This is a genomic window from Bacillus sp. AFS031507 (assembly GCF_002584635.1).
Taxonomy (GTDB): Bacteria; Bacillota; Bacilli; order Bacillales; family Cytobacillaceae; genus Neobacillus.
Window position 1 is genome coordinate 1 of sequence record NZ_NUOW01000066.1, and the last position, 18,463, is coordinate 18,463.

The 18,463-nt window shown below is 39.6% G+C and carries 12 protein-coding genes and 8 tRNA genes; 19 read left to right on the forward strand and 1 reads right to left on the reverse strand.

Annotation, left to right across the window (positions count from 1 at the left end; all coding sequences use genetic code 11):
* The first annotated feature begins 20 nt into the window (after positions 1-20).
* From COE25_RS28795 to COE25_RS28855, 13 genes are all read left to right on the forward strand, one after another.
* A tRNA-Asp gene (locus COE25_RS28795) sits at positions 21-97 on the forward strand.
* Positions 98-256: 159 nt separating this feature from the next.
* A tRNA-Phe gene (locus tag COE25_RS28800) sits at positions 257-332 on the forward strand.
* A 26-nt stretch (positions 333-358) separates the two neighbouring features.
* Positions 359-434: transfer RNA gene (locus COE25_RS28805), tRNA-His, on the forward strand.
* 17 nt (positions 435-451) lie between these two features.
* Positions 452-525 (forward strand) — tRNA-Gly (locus COE25_RS28810).
* A 6-nt stretch (positions 526-531) separates the two neighbouring features.
* A tRNA-Ile gene (locus COE25_RS28815) sits at positions 532-608 on the forward strand.
* A gap of 31 nt (positions 609-639) precedes the next feature.
* Positions 640-714 (forward strand) — tRNA-Asn (locus COE25_RS28820).
* Positions 715-717: 3 nt separating this feature from the next.
* Positions 718-808 (forward strand) — tRNA-Ser (locus tag COE25_RS28825).
* Positions 809-816: 8 nt separating this feature from the next.
* A tRNA-Glu gene (locus COE25_RS28830) sits at positions 817-888 on the forward strand.
* A gap of 588 nt (positions 889-1,476) precedes the next feature.
* Positions 1,477-3,420: a 1,4-alpha-glucan branching protein GlgB gene (gene glgB / locus COE25_RS28835; protein WP_098935094.1), complete on the forward strand. Its 1,944-nt coding sequence runs from the start codon at positions 1,477-1,479 to the stop codon at positions 3,418-3,420.
* The gene (locus tag COE25_RS28840; protein WP_088089348.1) at positions 3,368-4,513 is read left to right on the forward strand and encodes a glucose-1-phosphate adenylyltransferase; all 1,146 of its coding nucleotides are present in this window, start codon (positions 3,368-3,370) and stop codon (positions 4,511-4,513) included. Before glgB ends, COE25_RS28840 begins: the two co-directional genes overlap by 53 nt.
* Before the next feature lie 22 nt (positions 4,514-4,535).
* Complete coding sequence (locus tag COE25_RS28845) at positions 4,536-5,567, forward strand: GlgC family sugar phosphate nucleotidyltransferase (RefSeq protein ID WP_098935095.1); 1,032 nt, start codon at positions 4,536-4,538, stop codon at positions 5,565-5,567.
* Entirely contained in the window at positions 5,564-7,015 is a 1,452-nt protein-coding gene (gene glgA / locus COE25_RS28850) for a glycogen synthase GlgA (protein WP_098935096.1), read from the forward strand. Before COE25_RS28845 ends, glgA begins: the two co-directional genes overlap by 4 nt.
* The gene (locus COE25_RS28855) at positions 7,005-9,401 is read left to right on the forward strand and encodes a glycogen/starch/alpha-glucan phosphorylase (protein ID WP_098935097.1); all 2,397 of its coding nucleotides are present in this window, start codon (positions 7,005-7,007) and stop codon (positions 9,399-9,401) included. Before glgA ends, COE25_RS28855 begins: the two co-directional genes overlap by 11 nt.
* A gap of 125 nt (positions 9,402-9,526) precedes the next feature.
* On the opposite strand, the gene COE25_RS28860 is transcribed toward COE25_RS28855, so the two are convergent.
* Positions 9,527-10,462: a 1,4-dihydroxy-2-naphthoate polyprenyltransferase gene (locus tag COE25_RS28860; RefSeq protein ID WP_098935098.1), complete on the reverse strand. Its 936-nt coding sequence runs from the start codon at positions 10,460-10,462 to the stop codon at positions 9,527-9,529.
* 357 nt (positions 10,463-10,819) lie between these two features.
* Here COE25_RS28860 and COE25_RS28865 point away from each other — a divergent pair, with 357 nt between their 5' ends.
* The 6 genes from COE25_RS28865 (at position 10,820) to menC (ending at position 18,310) form a co-directional block, all read left to right on the forward strand.
* Positions 10,820-12,220 (forward strand): isochorismate synthase, encoded by a 1,401-nt coding sequence (locus tag COE25_RS28865; protein WP_098935099.1) that lies wholly within the window; start codon positions 10,820-10,822, stop codon positions 12,218-12,220.
* Between the two features lies 1 nt (position 12,221).
* Positions 12,222-13,970: a 2-succinyl-5-enolpyruvyl-6-hydroxy-3-cyclohexene-1-carboxylic-acid synthase gene (menD, locus tag COE25_RS28870; RefSeq protein WP_098935100.1), complete on the forward strand. Its 1,749-nt coding sequence runs from the start codon at positions 12,222-12,224 to the stop codon at positions 13,968-13,970.
* Positions 13,971-14,783, forward strand: a complete 813-nt coding sequence (menH, locus tag COE25_RS28875; protein ID WP_098935101.1) for a 2-succinyl-6-hydroxy-2,4-cyclohexadiene-1-carboxylate synthase — start codon at positions 13,971-13,973, stop codon at positions 14,781-14,783.
* A gap of 18 nt (positions 14,784-14,801) precedes the next feature.
* Positions 14,802-15,620, forward strand: coding sequence for a 1,4-dihydroxy-2-naphthoyl-CoA synthase (gene menB / locus COE25_RS28880; protein ID WP_088089340.1), 819 nt, complete (start codon positions 14,802-14,804; stop codon positions 15,618-15,620).
* A gap of 90 nt (positions 15,621-15,710) precedes the next feature.
* Positions 15,711-17,204, forward strand: coding sequence for an o-succinylbenzoate--CoA ligase (locus COE25_RS28885; RefSeq protein ID WP_098935102.1), 1,494 nt, complete (start codon positions 15,711-15,713; stop codon positions 17,202-17,204).
* Positions 17,204-18,310, forward strand: coding sequence for an o-succinylbenzoate synthase (menC, locus tag COE25_RS28890; protein ID WP_098935103.1), 1,107 nt, complete (start codon positions 17,204-17,206; stop codon positions 18,308-18,310). The genes COE25_RS28885 and menC overlap by 1 nt, the downstream gene beginning before the upstream one ends.
* Positions 18,311-18,463: the final 153 nt, after the last annotated feature.

Genomic DNA, 18,463 nt, shown 5'->3' on the forward strand with positions numbered 1-18,463 from the left:
CAAATCCTGTCCCCGCAATTGGTCTGGTAGTTCAGTTGGTTAGAATGCCTGCCTGTCACGCAGGAGGTCGCGGGTTCGAGTCCCGTCCAGACCGCCATTTTCATTTGGCAAAGTAATATGGCTCAGTAGCTCAGTCGGTAGAGCAGATTGCTCACATCACTGCAAAAGCTTCTATGGCAATCTGCGAGAAAGAACGAAAGTTCTTTTGAGCAAAGGACTTACAGTAATATAAGATTAGGGTACCATCCTTATTTTTGGCTCAGTAGCTCAGTCGGTAGAGCAAAGGACTGAAAATCCTTGTGTCGGCGGTTCGATTCCGTCCTGAGCCACCATTTAATTAAATAGAATTTTTATTGTGGCGATTGTGGCGAAGTGGTTAACGCACCTGATTGTGGTTCAGGCATTCGTGGGTTCGATTCCCATCAGTCGCCCCATAATAAATATATTATATGCGGGTGTAGTTTAGTGGTAAAACCTCAGCCTTCCAAGCTGATGATGAGAGTTCGATTCTCTTCACCCGCTCCAATTTATGGGCCTATAGCTCAGCTGGTTAGAGCGCACGCCTGATAAGCGTGAGGTCGATGGTTCGAGTCCATTTAGGCCCACCATATATCTTTTCACAGCAGCAACTTTAATTGTTCCGCAGTAGCTCAGTGGTAGAGCTATCGGCTGTTAACCGATCGGTCGTAGGTTCGAGTCCTACCTGCGGAGCCAAACGGGGAAGTACTCAAGTGGCTGAAGAGGCGCCCCTGCTAAGGGTGTAGGTCGGGTGACCGGCGCGAGGGTTCAAATCCCTCCTTCTCCGCCATATATTAAGGCCCCTTGGTCAAGCGGTTAAGACACCTCCCTTTCACGGAGGTAACACGGGTTCGAGTCCCGTAGGGGTCATACAAAAAAACTGATAACAACATGTTATCAGTTTTTTTGTTGATCTATTAAAGAAAGCTATAGAATACGTTTATGATTTCAAAGAGCTATAGGATACAATTTAAAGACTTTTTATCGAACTAATGATGCCAATAAGTCCCTTTGGCTCGATTTTACAGAAACTCTCCGCTTTTTCCATGAGATGTCTAAACCTATAAATCCGCTTGAATGTCCAAATTCTTAGAACCATAAGAGGACGCCTTTTATACAAGGAAAGTTATATTGATATAACTTTTAGTATCCTCCTCTCCTTAGTGAAAGCCCTGATAACGCTTACATCCGCGACAATTCCCCCTATATTTGATCTATCATTAAAATAACATTTTTTGAATGAAAATCATAAAAAAACTAAAAAAAATTTATATATTTTTGGCGATTACTGATAGAAAAATTGGTGTATAGTGTCGAAATTTGTCGCACCATAGGTTTTTATGGCATAACGCCTCAATTATTGTCAGAAAAGATAAAAAAGTTTTATGAGGAATATTGATTAATAGCCATTATAATTGGTCTTTGAAATACTTATTTTCATTGGGAATGAGGAGAGCCATGACAGTGAATACGTTTTTTCCGACTGACTATCAGTTACATTTATTTCACGAGGGAAATTTTTTCCAAAGTCATCAGCTTTTTGGCGCTCATATCTTTAAGAATTCCGATAAGGTTTATACACGATTTTGCGTATGGGCCCCTAATGCAATGCAGGTTAATCTTGCGGGGGATTTTAATAACTGGAATGGTGAAGGGTATGAATTGCAAAAGGTTAATGATGAGGGAGTTTGGATTCTGATTGTTAATAGGGATCTAACAGGGAAGCTTTATAAGTATGAAATTATCACACATTCAGGTGAGAGGCTGCTAAAATCAGATCCATTTGCTTTTTATTCTGAAATAAGACCGAATACAGCTTCTATTGTTTATTCGTTAGACCATTATGAGTGGCAAGACAATCATTGGATGAATCGAAGAGGAAAAAAGAACCTTCTATCTGAGCCAGTGGTAATTTACGAAGTGCATTTGGGTTCATGGAAAAAGAAGGAAGACGGCGAATATCTAAGTTATAAAGAATTGGCATTGGAACTTATTCCATATGTAATTGAGCACGGATTTACACATATAGAGTTATTACCTCTAGTCGAACACCCTCTCGATGCCTCATGGGGTTATCAAGGAACAGGGTACTTTTCTGTTACATCCAGGTATGGGACACCAGATGAATTTAGAGAATTTGTTGATCTGATTCATCAACATGGTATTGGGGTTATTCTTGATTGGGTGCCTGGTCATTTTTGCAAGGACGCTCATGGCCTTTACCGTTTTGATGGGACTCACATTTATTCCTATAGCACAGCTAGCGACAGAGAGAATGCTGTTTGGGGAACTGCCAACTTTGACCTTGGAAAAGGAGAGGTACAAAGTTTTCTAATCTCAAATGCCCAGTTTTGGATTGACTATTTCCATATTGATGGTTTCCGAATGGACGCAGTAGCTAATATCATTTACTGGCCGAATGGCTCAAATGAGATGCGTGAAAACCCATTTGGAATTAACTTTTTGAAAAAATTAAACCAACATGTTCATGAGTATGAACCATACTTTTTAATGATTGGTGAAGATTCAACAGAATTTCCTAATGTCACAACACCAGTTACATACGGTGGGCTTGGCTTTGATTATAAATGGAATATGGGCTGGATGAATGACATGCTTGAATATATGGAAACTCCACCTTACTCGCGCTCACATGTTCATTCTAATGTAACGTTTTCATTTTTATATGCCTTTTTAGAAAACTTTATGCTGCCATTTTCTCACGATGAAGTGGTACATGGAAAAAAATCACTGCTCGATAAGATGCCAGGCGATTATTGGGAGAAATTTGCACAACTTAGACTCTTGCTAGGGTATATGTTTGCTCATCCTGGAAAAAAACTTTTATTTATGGGTTTTGAACTGGGCCAGTTTTCTGAATGGAAAGATAAAGAACAGCTCGATTGGAACTTAATGGACTATGAGATGCATCAAAAATTAAATGCCTACGTAAAGTTTTTAACTAAATTCTATAAACGTTCAAAGGCACTTTATGAACTCGATCATTTACAGGACGGATTCGAATGGATAGATGCCAATAATAGCCACCAATCTGTTTTCTCTTTTATGAGAAAAGGGAAAAAGTCTGAAGAAACATTAGTGGTTATTTGCAATTTTACTGGTGTCAATTACCCAATGTATAAAATTGGTGTTCCTAAATCCGGTGAGTATCGAGAAATTTTCAATAGTGATTATATAGAATACGGTGGAGCTGGATTGGTTAATAAAAAGACTATCATAGCAGAAGAAGAACCATTCCATGGCCAGCCATTTTCATTAAATCTAGCAATTCCCCCATTTGGATTTCAAATCATCAGACCAGTTAAAAAGAGGAAGGAGCGAAAAGGAAATGGCAAAGAAGAAGTGCGTAGCCATGTTATTAGCAGGAGGGAAAGGAAGTAGGCTTAATTCGCTGACAAAGGATCTTGCGAAACCAGCTGTTCCTTTTGGAGGTAAATATCGAATTATTGATTTTGCATTGAGCAATTGCGCCAATTCTGGCATCGATACGGTTGGGGTATTAACACAATACCAACCATTGTTATTAAATTCCTATATTGGGATTGGAAGCGCATGGGATCTTGACCGAAAGGATGGCGGGGTAACTGTATTACCACCGTATGCTGAATCTTCCGAAGTAAAATGGTACACAGGCACTGCAAGTGCGATTTATCAAAACCTTAATTACCTTAAACAATACCAGCCTGAATATGTGCTAATCCTATCAGGTGACCATATTTACAAAATGAACTATGAGAGTATGCTTGAATATCATATTGAAAAAAGGGCAGACGTAACTATTTCTTTAATTGAAGTTCCTTGGAATGAAGCCAGTCGTTTTGGGATCATGGATACAGACGAAGAACTAAGAATTGTCGATTTTGACGAAAAACCAGCGAATCCAAAAAATAATCTTGCTTCGATGGGCATTTATATTTTTAACTGGAATATACTTAAAGAATATTTAGAAATGGATGACCGTGTTCCTGAATCGAGTCATGATTTTGGTAAAGATGTGATTCCGATGCTTTTAGAGGAAAATAAAAAATTGTTTGCTTATCCATTTAAAGGCTATTGGAAAGACGTGGGTACGGTCCAAAGCCTCTGGGAAGCTAATATGGATCTACTAAGAGAAGAATGTGACTTAGATTTGTTTGATCACGGATGGAGGATTTATTCAGTTAACCCGAATCAGCCGCCACAATATATTTCTCCGAGTGCGGTGGTTAAAGAGTCACTTATTAATGAGGGATGTACAATAGAAGGGGAAGTAGAGAAATCAGTTCTTTTTCAAGGGGTTACTGTTGGAAAAGGATCAACTATTTTAGAGTCGGTCATAATGCCGGATGCGATCATTGGTAATAATTGTTTGATTGAAAGGGCCATAGTACCTTCTGAAGTGAATGTTCCTGACGGGACAGTTATCCGCTCGTTCGATGAAGAGATTATTCTAGTTACTAATGAAATGTTAAGCGGGTTATACCCTGCTTTTTAATATAATACAGGAGGGACTTGGATTGAAAAAAAAGCTACTAGGAGTCATTGATGCCACAACATACCATGAAGATTTGGAAGATTTATTAACACATCGCTCACTTGCTGCCCTGCCTTTTGCAGGAAGATATCGTATTATTGATTTTGTGCTATCGAATATGGTGAATTCAGGTATTCGAAGTGTGGCAATATTTCCAAAAATGCAGTACCGTTCACTGATGGATCATCTAGGTTCAGGGAAAAACTGGGATTTGGATCGAAAACGGGATGGCCTTTTCTTTTTCCCATCTCCAATAGTTGATTACGATGGAAATACAATTGGTTCTTTTGAGAATTTTGCAGCAAATTTAGACTTCTTTTATCGCAGCACGCAAGAGTATTCGATTATTTCCAATTGCTATACGGTTTTTAATATGAACTTTAGACCAATCTTAGATTGGCATATCAATTCAAGATGTGACATTACCGAAATCCATCAAAAGGATGGAGCTTCGATGGAGATGTACTTAATCAAAACATCCCTACTTATTAAGCTGATTGAAACGCGTAATGAAACAGGGTATACCTGTATGAAGGATGTTGTAAATGATATTGAAAATCTTTACTCGATTTGTAACTATGAATATGACGGTTATTCCGTGATGATAGATTCGATCGAAAACTATTTTTCTACTAGTATGAATTTGCTACAGTCGGATGTCTGGAAAAAACTTTTTATTAAAGAACAGCCGATTTTCACAAAGGTAAAGGATGAGCCGCCAACGAAATATAATAAAGGGTCTGTTGTAAAAAATGCAATGATTGCCAATGGATGTTTAATTAGCGGTTCAGTAGAAAATAGTATTATATCCCGAGGTGTAAAGATTGGAAAAGGTGCAGTTATTAAGAACTGTATCATTATGCAAAAGTGCCAGATCGAAGATAATTGTTATCTAGATTCCGTTATTTTAGATAAAGATGTGAAAGTTGAAGCAGGAACTAAATTAACTGGAACAGCGGGGTCACCATTTGTGGTTCGTAAAGGGACAAAACAAGGAGCGTTGATGAACTCGTGAAAGTACTATTTGCCGTTTCGGAATGTGGACCATTTGCAAAATCGGGTGGACTTGCCGATGTTGCTGGTTCCCTTCCAAAAGAATTAAAGAGTTTGGGAACTGATGTCAGAGTTATTCTACCTAAATACGGAACAATTTCAGAAGAATTTAAGAGTGAGATGAAAAAGGTTAAAGAATTTACTGTTTCTGTTGGCTGGAGAAATCAGTATTGCGGAATTGAGGAGCTCACACACCAGGGAGTTACATTTTATTTCGTAGATAATGAATACTACTTTAAACGAGAAAATTTATATGGATATTTTGATGATGGGGAAAGATTTGCTTATTTTAATAGGGCTGTCTTAGAGACACTTGCCCAGCTAAACTTTTTTCCAGATGTGTTACATTGCCATGACTGGCACACGGCGATGATTCCTTTTCTGTTACGAACTGAATATTATAAAAGAAAAGGTTACGGCTTAATGCGTACTGTTTTTACGATTCATAATCTTCAATTCCAAGGGATCTTTCCAAAAGAGGTGTTGGGAGACTTGTTAGGAATGGATTACAATTCCTTTCACACTGGTCACTTAGAGTTTTTCGGAAATATCAATTATATGAAGGGTGCTCTTGTATCTGCAGACAAAATTACGACAGTTAGCCCAACCTATAAAGAAGAAATTCAAACACCTGTATTTGGTGAAAAGTTAGACGGTCTCTTAAGAGAAAGAAATGATGACTTAATTGGGATTTTAAATGGGATTGATGAAGATTTCTATAATCCTGTTTCCGATCCATTAATATATCAAACATATACGGCTGATAATCATCAAAAAAAATCAATCAACAAAAGTGAGATTCAAAAACATTTTGGATTACCACAATCTGAGCTTACACCTTTATTAGTCATGATTACAAGACTGACAAGGCAAAAAGGACTTGATTTAGTTAAATATGTCCTTCGTGAAATTTTGCAGGAGGATCTGCAGGTCATTATCCTTGGAACAGGTGATTATGAATACGAAGAACATTTAAGACAGGCCGCACGTATTTATCCTGAAAAATTAAGGGTTCATACCGGTTTTAATGAAGGGCTTGCCCATAAACTTTATGCCGCTGCAGATTTATTTTTGATGCCATCCCAATTCGAACCATGCGGGCTTGGACAGTTGATTGCAATGAAATATGGTGCGATCCCGATCGTTAGGGAAACTGGCGGCTTAAATGATACAATAAAACCTTGGAACGAATTTACTGGAAAAGGAAATGGATTTTCTTTTTCAAATTTTAATGCCCATGATATGCTCTATACAATTAAAAGAGCACTAGGCGTTTATCACGATTCAAAATCGTGGAAATCGATTGTAAAACAAGCAATGGAAATGGATTATAGCTGGGCACAGTCAGCATATAGCTATAACCAGTTATATGCAGAGATCGTTGCAAGGAGTGAAACACATGTTTTCTAATACGGTCGAGTTTAAGGAAACTTTTCTAAAAAGGATTGAGATGGTATGTGGGAAGAGTTTCCCTGAAAGCTCAGCCAGGGATCACTATCAAACCCTTGGAACAATGATTAGCGAATTTGTAAGTAATGATTGGATTACTACAAACGAGCTCCATTTGGCGGCAAAGGGAAAGCAGGTTTATTACCTCTCTATTGAATATCTTTTGGGGAAATTACTAAGACAAAATCTAATTAACCTTGGTGTGGAAGAGACGGTGCAAGCAGGCCTAGAGGAATTAGGAATCGATCTAGGTGAATTAGAGGAATATGAGGCAGATGCAGGCTTAGGAAACGGCGGCTTAGGAAGATTAGCTGCCTGTTTTCTAGACTCACTTGCATCACTTAATCTGCCGGGTCATGGTCATGGCATTCGTTACAAACATGGCTTATTTGAACAAAAAATTGTTGATGGCTATCAAGTAGAATTGCCGGAACAATGGCTAAGGAACGGAAATGTTTGGGAAATCCGTAAAACCGATAGTTCCATCAAAATCCCATTTTGGGGTAAGGTGGAAACAAAGATGGAAAATGGCCGACTTGTGTTTCATCACCTACATGCTGAAACGGTCACTGCAGTACCTCACGACATGCCGGTCATCGGCTATCAGTCAAAAACCATCAATACACTAAGACTTTGGAATGCAGAGCCTTCCCAATTTCCCTTACACGAGGATATTTTAAAATATAAACGCGAAACGGAAATGATTTCTGAGTTTTTATATCCTGATGATACCCATGATGAAGGAAAGGTATTAAGATTGAAACAGCAATACTTTTTGGTATCCGCTAGTATACAATCTATTTTAAAGACCTATCGGAAACAACACAGCAGCTTAAAACAACTCCATGAACATATCTGTATTCACATTAATGATACACACCCTGTCCTGGCCATTCCCGAGTTAATGAGAATCCTAATTGATGACGAAGGATTTGATTGGGAGCAGGCATGGCACATTACAAAACATACTATTTCTTACACCAATCATACCACCTTGTCAGAAGCGTTAGAGAAATGGCCAATACATATTTTTCAACCGTTGCTTCCAAGAATATTTATGATTGTAGAAGAAATCAATGAACGATTTTGCCATGAACTTTGGGAGCAAACACCAGGTGATTGGGAGCGGATTAAGGGACTAGCCATCCTTGCCGATAATTATGTAAAAATGGCTCATTTGGCTATCGTCGGAAGCTTTAGTGTGAATGGTGTGGCGAAACTGCATACTGAAATATTAAAGAAACGCGAGATGAATCAATTTTATCAATTGTTTCCTGATAAATTTAACAATAAAACGAACGGAATTGCCTACCGCCGCTGGCTGTTAAAAGCGAACCCAAAACTATCTTCATTGATTACAGATACGATTGGGTCTGCATGGACATATAAAGCTACGGAGCTTTCCCAATTACTTAATTATCAAAATGACACTTCGTTTTTAGAGCAATTGTTAAAAATAAAGAATGAAAACAAACAAACACTTGCCAAGATTATTTTCGATAAGACGGGAACTGCCGTTGATACTGGTTCAATCTTTGATGTACAAGTGAAGCGGCTCCATGCTTATAAGCGGCAGCTTTTAAATGTCTTACATATTATGCATCTCTATAATCGGATCAAAGAAGATTCAAGCTTCAAGGTTGTTCCAAGGGTGTTTATTTTTGGAGCGAAAGCATCTCCAGGATATTATTATGCGAAGAAAATCATTAAGTTAATAAATACAGTTGCTGAAAAAGTTAACAATGACCCATTTATCAATGACAAAATTAAAGTGATTTTTCTTGAAAATTATCGTGTTTCTCTTGCGGAGAAGATCTTTCCTGCAGCAGATGTCAGTGAACAAATCTCCACGGCTAGTAAGGAAGCTTCTGGAACAGGTAATATGAAGTTTATGATCAATGGGGCATTGACGGTGGGGACCTTGGATGGGGCAAATATAGAAATTCGTGAATTAGTCGGTAATTCCAATATATTCACGTTTGGACTAACTGCAGATGAAGTTCTTCACTACTATCAACATGGCGGATATCAATCCGATGAATATTACCATCACGATTATCGAATTCGTCAAGCCGTTGACCAGCTTGTAAATGGCTTTTTCCCTGGTGTTTATAATGAATTTGAACCAATATTCGATTCACTCCTTCAGGAAAATGATCAATATTTTGTTTTAAAGGATTTTGCTTCCTATGCAGAAACACAAGGTTCCATTGGAGAAGCGTTTATTGACCGATTACGTTGGCAGCAAATGAGTCTAAATAATATCGCCCAGGCTGGTTATTTTTCAAGTGATCGTACGATTCAGGAATACGCAGACGATATATGGGGAATTAAGCCTCTACAATAAGAAAAGCGCAAGCGCCCTGTTCAGCGGCGTATGGCCTGGAGCGCTCCAACTGAGATAAAGGAAACACGAAGAGCCGAAGGTGATTCGATGTTGACTTATCGTAGGGCGGANNGCAGAAGTTTTTTTTATAAGTAATGCCCAGCGAAAATTCCGATTGCTAATAAAAACCCAAATATCGTATTGGTTTGGGCTGTTGCTTTCATCGCTGGTGCCATTTGAATCGGCAGGGTATTTTCAATAAATCCTTTGGTTGCTTTAATAGCCTTTGGGGCGCTAAGAATTACAAGTGCTGTCCAAATTGGTAAAACACCAATAATGATGAGTCCCAAAACCCAAAGAAATGAAAAAGTGAACATCCCTGTTAATAAGTAAATAGCACCTTTCTTACCTAATAGAATAGCAACTGTTTTACGGCCGTTTTCTTTGTCGCCATCCAAATCACGGATGTTATTCGATAACATAATCATACCAACCAATATCATACTTGGAACTGAAACGAGAATACTTGTGCTGCTGACTGTTCCCGTTTGAATAAAGAAGGCGATTAAAATAATCAGCATCCCCATAAAGAAACCTGAAAGAATTTCACCAAATGGTGTATAGGCGATCGGGAAAGGACCTCCAGTATAAAAATATCCCACAGCCATACAAATTAGACCTACAACAGCTAACCACCAGCTGCTATTTGCGCAAATATAGATCCCTAATAATAGGGCAATTCCATAAAAGCCAAACGCAAGATTTAGGACTGTTTTGGGTTTGATTCCGTCACGAACAATCGTACCGCCAATCCCAACGGATTGGGCAGTATCCAGACCGCGTTTGAAATCGAAATATTCATTAAACATATTGGTTGCAGCTTGAATCAATAAACTCGCTAAAAGCATGGCAAAAAATAGACCAAAATGAATTTTCCCATACTTAAGGGCTAATGCCGTACCAAGCAGAACTGGTACGAATGCAGCGGTTAATGTATGTGGGCGGGTCATTTGCCACCAAATTTGAAAGCCGCGGTTTGATTCAACTACAGGATTCGAGCTTTGCTGTATATTTGGTTGCATAGTATCTCTCCCTTTTTAGTTTTTTTCTCTCTATTTAAAGGTTTAGAATCGATTATTTGATGGGCTTTGCCCAAAACTAAGTGTATGAAATTCAAGGAATAGTGTCAATTAATTTTTCTTATCAAATTTGGAAGATTATACCTGTTTGATTATTATTGGATGGTTGGTGGGAAAATGAAACTAATTAAATGAGAATACTTATTTTAACAGTAAGATGAAAACTTAAGATATAATACGGAATGATGAAGGTTTGCTAGTGACAAGTATTACTGACTTCTTTACAATGAGAGTAGTATGTTAAAATTTGCATTAATATGAATGGATAACAGTCATTTCGGCTGTTTTGGAGGGATTTGTTTGGTTACCATTCAAGAATTGGAAATAATGGAACGAGGTCTTTTGGCTGTTAATAGGGCAAAAGAACTTGGCCGGCCCATTTTAATTAGTGAAGTTCATAAAATGGACACGATTAACCCACTATCATTTTTTAATATAGGAAAAGAACATTATCGCGGGGAACGATTTTTCTGGAAGGACCCAACGGACGAAACGGTGCTAATTGGGCTTGGGATTTCGAAACAAATTCAGACGGATCAGGCTTCTGACCGCTTTTTTCATGTTGAAAAGGAATGGGAAAAATTTTTAGAGGACTGCCTCATTTTTAATCCATATACAGAAGTTGGTGTAGGACCCGTCATGTTCGGCGGCTTCTCTTTTGACCCCTACAAGGATAAAACAGACCTATGGTCCAAGTACGCTGATTCATTGTTCCACATACCCAAATTTTTATTGAGTATCATTCGCGGTCAAACGTATTTAACCACGAATACAGTTTGTACTCCACATGAGGATCCTTATTTATTTAAGAAAGTGAGCAAAGAGAGAAATCAGCTATTAAATTCGCTCCATCAGAATGAACGGATGAGTACAGCGTCACTTCTAGAAACGCGAGAGATTGGACCAGAGGAGTGGAAAAAAACTGTTGACGGAGTTGTGAAGGAATTAACAGAAGGCCCGCTTAAGAAGGTCGTTCTCGCCCGAGAATTGCGGCTTGTATTTGACGATCAGGTAGAGGCAGAGGATGTATTGAATAATTTATATATGCAGCAGCATGAAAGCTTTATTTTCGCATTTGAATCGAATGGTGATTGTTTTATTGGGGCATCTCCAGAAAGATTAGTGAAAAAACATGGCAATGAGGTTTATTCTACCTGCCTTGCCGGTTCTATTTCACGGGGGAAAACCGAACAAGAAGATTTGAAATTAGGTCAAATGTTATTAAATGATCAAAAAAATCTGATTGAGCATGGTTTCGTTGTTGAAATGATTAAAGCAGCACTTGAAGAATCATGTGAAGAAATTATCCTGCCTGACAAGCCGCAGTTGATGAAGATACGGGATATTCAGCACCTATATACACCTGTTATCGGAAAATGCCATAAGGATGCTTCCTTGTTGTTATTAGTCGAACGACTTCACCCAACACCAGCACTCGGCGGACTGCCTAAGGATGAAGCAGTTGTAAAGATTAGACAAGTAGAGGAACTGGACCGTGGATTCTATGCTGCTCCTTTAGGGTGGGTGGACTACAGAAAAAATGGCGAATTTGCTGTTTCGATTCGATCTGGACTGATCCAGGGGGATGAAGTATCGTTGTTTGCAGGTTGTGGAGTAGTAGCAGATTCTGACTCAGAAAGTGAATATTTGGAGACGAGCTTGAAATTTAAACCAATGCTCAGAGCCCTTGGAGGAAATTAATATGAATCATCAAGAATCATTAACAGCCTATATAGCCGCCGTAGTTGCTGAACTTATTTTTTCGGGAGTTACGGATGTAGTTGTTAGCCCTGGTTCAAGGTCAACTCCAATGGCGATGATCATGGCAGAACATCCTCACCTGAAAGTCCATATCCATGTAGATGAACGGTCAGCGGCTTTCTTTGCGTTGGGAATTGCAAAGTCGTTAAATAAGCCAGTTGCCATACTTTGTACTTCAGGTACAGCCGCAGCAAACTATTTTCCTGCGATTGTTGAAGCGCGTTATGCTCGGGTACCATTGATTGTACTTACAGCGGATCGACCACATGAACTGAGAGAGGTTGGTGCCCCACAGGCAATCGACCAAATTCATTTATATGGGAAGCATGTGAAATGGTTCTCCGAAATGGCATTGCCTGAAAAAAGTGATGAAATCATCCGCTATGCCAGGACCGTTTGTGCCCGGGCAGTTGCGATTGCCACTAGTGCCCCTTCTGGTCCTGTACATTTGAATTTTCCTTTCAGAGAGCCGCTAATTCCAAAGATGGATGATGAGCTCTTCCAGCTTAATGAACGACCAAATGGGTATATAAAAGTTCAAAACGGGGACTTAACCCTTTCAGATGAACATTTTCAGGAAATAGCTGAAAGGCTTAATAAGACAAATAAAGGTGTTATTATTTGTGGAAACATGGGAGATGCTGAATTTCCTAACATGGTTACGCAATTAGCTGAGAAATTAAATTTTCCAATTATTGCAGACCCCTTATCACAATTAAGAAGTGGGCAACATAGCCTTAAAAATATCATTGAAACTTATGATACCTTCCTAAGGAATGAAGATGCAAGGACCTTTCTTAAACCAGAAGTTGTTATTCGATTTGGTGCGATGCCAATATCAAAAGCATTAACGATCTTCTTAAAAGAAAATGGAGATGCTGAACAATTTGTGATTGATGGCGGCGGAGGCTGGCGTGATCCTTCATCCTTGTCAACCAGTATGATCTTTTGTGCTGAATCGGTATTCTGCAAGAAGCTATTGTCATATACGAAGGAGAACCCCTCATCCCAATTTTTAAAGAAATGGAAAAAGGTAAACGGGTTAACCAAAGAAAATATGAATGCTCTAAGAGATATAACAGAATTAAGTGAAGGCAAACTATTTTATCAATTAGCCGATATGGTACCAGAGGGTGCTACCCTTTTTGTTGGCAATAGTATGCCAATTCGCGACTTGGATAGTTTTTTTATTAACAATAATAAAGCCATCAAAGTAATGGCGAACAGGGGAGCCAATGGGATCGATGGTACTGTTTCGACTGCTTTAGGTGCAGCTTTATACTCAAAATCCTTATACCTTGTCCTTGGCGATTTAACTTTTTTCCACGACTTAAATGGTCTGATTGCAGCAAAGTTGTACAATATTGATATTAATATTCTTCTGGTTAACAATAATGGAGGCGGAATTTTTTCCTTCCTTCCTCAATCGGAGCATCCTAAGAATTTTGAACTGCTGTTTGGAACCCCACTAGATCTAGAATTTGAGCATTCGGTTAAGATGTTTAAGGGTGAATTTACGAAGATTGAAGATTGGGACCATTTAGGGTCAGAAATGATGAAGGCTACGAATCAAACGGGGTTAAAAGTATATGAACTTAGAACAAACAGAGACGTTAACCGTGATGAACACCGCGGATTTTGGAACTTTGTTTCCCGGGAAATATCGAACTTTGTCAAAGGTGAACATTAAATGAAGATTGTTAGCGACGGGATTCAATATCATGTCGAAGTGTACGGGGAAGGATCTATCCCGCTTGTTCTTTTACATGGATTTACCGGGGACAGCTCGACATGGACTCCTTTCTATGATGCTTGGGAGAAGCAAATGAAACTAATTAATCCTGACATCATTGGACATGGAAAAACGGCATCACCCGATGTACTTAGTCGATATCAAATAGAGTCAGTTGCGAATGATCTAAAAACGATCCTTGAACATTTAGATGTTAAGCAAGTAGATCTACTTGGTTACTCAATGGGTGGAAGACTTGCCCTTACTTTTGCCCTGCTTTTTCCTGAGCGGGTCCGTAAATTAATACTTGAAAGTGCCTCACCAGGTCTGGCAACAGAAAATGAAAGTCAACTTCGCCGTATGAAAGATGCGGAACTTGCTAAATTTATTAAAGAACAGGGGATAAGCTTGTTTGTAGATTATTGGGAAGGGATCCCCCTTTTTCAAACGATGAAACGATTGCCTTCAGCACAAAAGCAGGTCATAAGAGAACAACGTTTAAACAATTCGCCTACTGGGCTCGCGAACAGCCTGCTTGGGATGGGAACCGGATCTCAGCCTAACTGGTGGGGGAAATTAAACGAACTAACTTGCGAGGTCATGCTGTTAACGGGTGAAGAAGATAAAAAGTTTTGTGATATTGCGGATAAAATGATGAAAGAGCTAAAAAATAGCTCTTGGGTGGTTATTGAAGGTAGTGGGCATGCAATTCATGTGGAAGAACCAGAAAAGTTTGGTACAATAGTAAGTGACTTTTTGTCAAAAGAATAAATAAGGGAGGATTTCATTTTGACAGTAGAATGGATTGCAGGACGCAAATATGAGGAAATTCTATATGAAACATACAATGGTATTGCGAAAATCACCATTAATCGTCCACATGTACATAATGCATTTACACCGAGAACTGTTTCGGAATTAATTGATGCTTTTGCCTTCGCACGAGATGATTCTAGCGTAGGAGTTATTATTTTAACTGGAGCAGGAGATAAGGCATTTTGTTCAGGTGGTGACCAAAAAGTTCGTGGCCATGGGGGATATGTTGGAGAGGATCAAATTCCTCGTCTAAATGTTCTTGACCTTCAGCGCCTTATTCGTGTTATTCCAAAACCTGTTATCGCAATGGTAAAAGGATATGCCATCGGTGGTGGTCATGTGCTGCACATTGTGTGTGACTTAACGATTGCAGCGGATAATGCTATTTTCGGACAAACTGGACCGAATGTTGGAAGCTTTGATGCTGGATACGGCTCAGGCTACCTAGCTAGAATTGTTGGACATAAAAAAGCTCGGGAAATCTGGTTCCTATGTCGTCAATACAATGCCCAAGAGGCACTTGATATGGGCTTGGTGAATACGGTTGTTCCGCTTGAAAGAGTAGAGGAAGAAACGATTCAATGGTGTAGTGAAATACTTGAGAAAAGTCCAACTGCCCTTCGTTTCTTGAAAGCAGCCATGAATGCTGATACAGACGGATTAGCTGGTCTTCAACAATTTGCTGGCGACGCAACCCTGCTTTACTATACAACCGATGAAGCCAAAGAAGGCCGTGATTCATTTAAAGAAAAGCGTAAGCCTGATTTTGGTAAATTCCCTCGTTTTCCTTGATAGTTTTACCAGCAGCTTGATGGTTTCCATCAGGCTGTTTTTAATAGAAAATCTGGGAGAAAGCAAGGCAGATTAGGAAAGGTGACAATTATGCAAAGCGAAATGATGCCTAATTTTTTGAAGAAAAGAGCGTTTCTAACCCCTGAACGAACAGCGGTGTATTTTCAGGAACAAACCATAACCTTTGGCGAACTCTACCAACGTTCTTATCAAGTTGCAGGACAGCTACAAGGGTTAGGAATGCGAAAAAGCCAATATGTTGGTGTTTTATTAAAAAGCAACCTAGATACAGTTGTCATATTATTTGCCCTTCAACTATTAGGGGTTCGGGCTGTAATTTTGAACAACCGCCTTTCTCCGTCGGAACTAGTATGGCAGCTAATTGATGCAAAGGCCGTCTCTTTAATAATTGAAGATACTTTTTCTGAAACAAAAACGTTCATAAATAGTCAAATTCCATCAATTTGTTCGCTGACAAAGGCAGAGATATTTTTCGGCAGTCAGAACGCACCCATTATTCAGGAAGAAATCAGCTTATCAGAAATTTGTACGATAATGTATACGTCCGGAACCACTGGAAATCCCAAGGGGGTAATCCAAACCTATGGAAATCACTGGTGGAGTTCCGTTGGTTCAGCCTTAAATTTAGGATTTATTGAAGGGGATTCCTGGCTTTGTAATGTTCCGCTTTTTCATATTAGCGGCTTTTCAATTTTAATGCGCAGTGTCATATATGGAATGCCGATCGTTCTCCACGAACACTTTGATGTTGAAGAAACCATTCATGATATTCATGATAAAAAAGTGACCATCATGTCAGTTGTTGGTACTTCCCTGCGACGAATAGTTGATGATCTTCGAGAGAGGCGCCTGCCTAATCATTTTCGGTGTATGCTTCTGGGAGGAGGACCTGCACCATTACCATTACTCCAAGCGTGTATAGAAAAAGAAATTCCTGTCTTCCAAACCTATGGAATGACCGAATCCTCCTCGCAAATCGTGACACTTGCTCCAGAATATAGTCTGACGAAGCTAGGCTCGGCAGGAAAGCCATTGTTCACCTCGCAGCTTCAAATAGTTGCAGAAGATGGTGGTCTGGCTCCCTCAGGTATGCCAGGTGAAATTGTCATAAAAGGACCCAATGTTACCCCAGGGTATCTATTCCTTCCTGAAGTAACAGAAGAAAAGTTTATTAATGGCTGGTTCCACACGGGAGATGTGGGCTACTTAGATGAAGAAGGCTTCTTATATGTACTCGATCGGCGTTCTGACTTAATTATTTCAGGGGGAGAGAATATTTACCCTGCAGAAATTGAGGCAGTTTTGTTAGCCCATCCGGATGTTTCAGAGGCTGGTGTGACAAGTTTAGAGGATGCTGAGTGGGGACAAGTGCCGATTGCTTATATTGTAAAAAGAGAAGGAACAAATCCTTCGGTTGGAGCACTTGAGCAATTTTGTAAAGAGCGTTTAGCCAAATATAAAGTCCCTAAAGCATTTTATTTTACTAAGGAACTGCCTAGAAACGCATCTAAAAAAATACTCCGCCGAGAGCTCCGGGAGTGGGTGAAAGAGGAGACCCGGTAATGAAGATAGCAGCAGTAGAGTTAAATGTCATTCAAATGCCATTAAATGACCCGTTTCTGACCCATTTAGGAGCCGTGAAGAACCGTGAGGGAATAATCATTAAGATAACCAATTCCGATGGTGTATCAGGGTTTGGAGAGGGCGTTGCCTTTTCTACTCCGTGGTACACAGAAGAAACGGTTAAAACAAGTTTACATATGTTAACTGATTTTTTGATTCCACTCCTTCAAAAAACACCCATAAACCATCCTGAGGAGGTCTCTCAGCTGTTTAGCTCGGTAAGAAGGAACAATATGGCTAAGGCTGCCTTAGAAACAGCTGTATGGGATTTATTTGCGAAGAGTCATTCGCTGCCACTATCAAAACTCCTTGGGGGAACACGGTCTTTGATTGTGTCAGGGGTTGTAGTGGCCACAGATTCCACTAAAAATGCACTCCAGCAAATTGAGCAATATCTTGAGGACGGTTATCAAAGAATTAAAGTTAAAATAAATCCACAGCAGGATTATGCTTTTCTTTCTGAAATTCGCCGTTTTTATCCTGAACTGCCTATCTTGGCAGATGCGAATTCTGCCTATACGATTAAGGATATCGAACGAATAAAAGCACTTGATGACTTTAATTTGCTGATGATCGAGCAGCCGCTGGGCTATGATGATATTCTTGAACATGCCTTGCTTCAAAAAGAAATTAAAACACCTATATGTTTGGACGAAAGCATTGTCAGCTATGATGATGCTCGAAAAGCCATCGAGTTCGGAAGTTGTCAGGTAATTAATATTAAAGTGGGCAGGGTAGGGGGCTTGTATGAAGCGAAACGAATTCATGACTATTGCTTCGAAAAGGGCTTACCGGTTTGGTGTGGGGGTATGATCGAGTTTGGGGTTTCTCGCGCCCATAATATTGCACTCGCCTCATTACCAGGATTTTCGATCCCAGGAGATATCTCTGCTTCTAATCGCTTTTGGGAGGAAGATATTATAACTCCTGAAGTAACCGTTGAAAACGGATTTGTCAAAGTCCCATCCAGTCCTGGGATTGGATTTGAAATAAACGAAAAAAGATTACAGGAAACCTTGCTAATGAAAGAAACATTTGTTTTATAAAAATGTTTTTATAAAGCTTATAGTTAATTTTGGAACAATGTTGATTGGAGCAGAAGGCGCGAAGACTCCTGCGGGAGGACGGGGCAGGGGAGACCCCGCAGGCGCTTAGCGCCGAGGAGGCTCCCCGGACCGCCCGCGGAAAGCGAAGCGCCT

Excerpts from the sequence above, each read along its gene's own strand:
- menD (WP_098935100.1), top strand. The coding sequence starts at position 12,222 with ATGAATCATCAAGAATCATTAACAGCCTATATAGCCGCCGTAGTTGCT.
- COE25_RS28855 (WP_098935097.1), top strand. The coding sequence starts at position 7,005 with ATGTTTTCTAATACGGTCGAGTTTAAGGAAACTTTTCTAAAAAGGATT.
- COE25_RS28840 (WP_088089348.1), top strand. The coding sequence starts at position 3,368 with ATGGCAAAGAAGAAGTGCGTAGCCATGTTATTAGCAGGAGGGAAAGGA.
- menC (WP_098935103.1), top strand. The coding sequence starts at position 17,204 with ATGAAGATAGCAGCAGTAGAGTTAAATGTCATTCAAATGCCATTAAAT.
- menH (WP_098935101.1), top strand. The coding sequence starts at position 13,971 with ATGAAGATTGTTAGCGACGGGATTCAATATCATGTCGAAGTGTACGGG.
- COE25_RS28860 (WP_098935098.1), bottom strand. The coding sequence starts at position 10,462 with ATGCAACCAAATATACAGCAAAGCTCGAATCCTGTAGTTGAATCAAAC.
- COE25_RS28885 (WP_098935102.1), top strand. The coding sequence starts at position 15,711 with ATGCAAAGCGAAATGATGCCTAATTTTTTGAAGAAAAGAGCGTTTCTA.
- glgB (WP_098935094.1), top strand. The coding sequence starts at position 1,477 with ATGACAGTGAATACGTTTTTTCCGACTGACTATCAGTTACATTTATTT.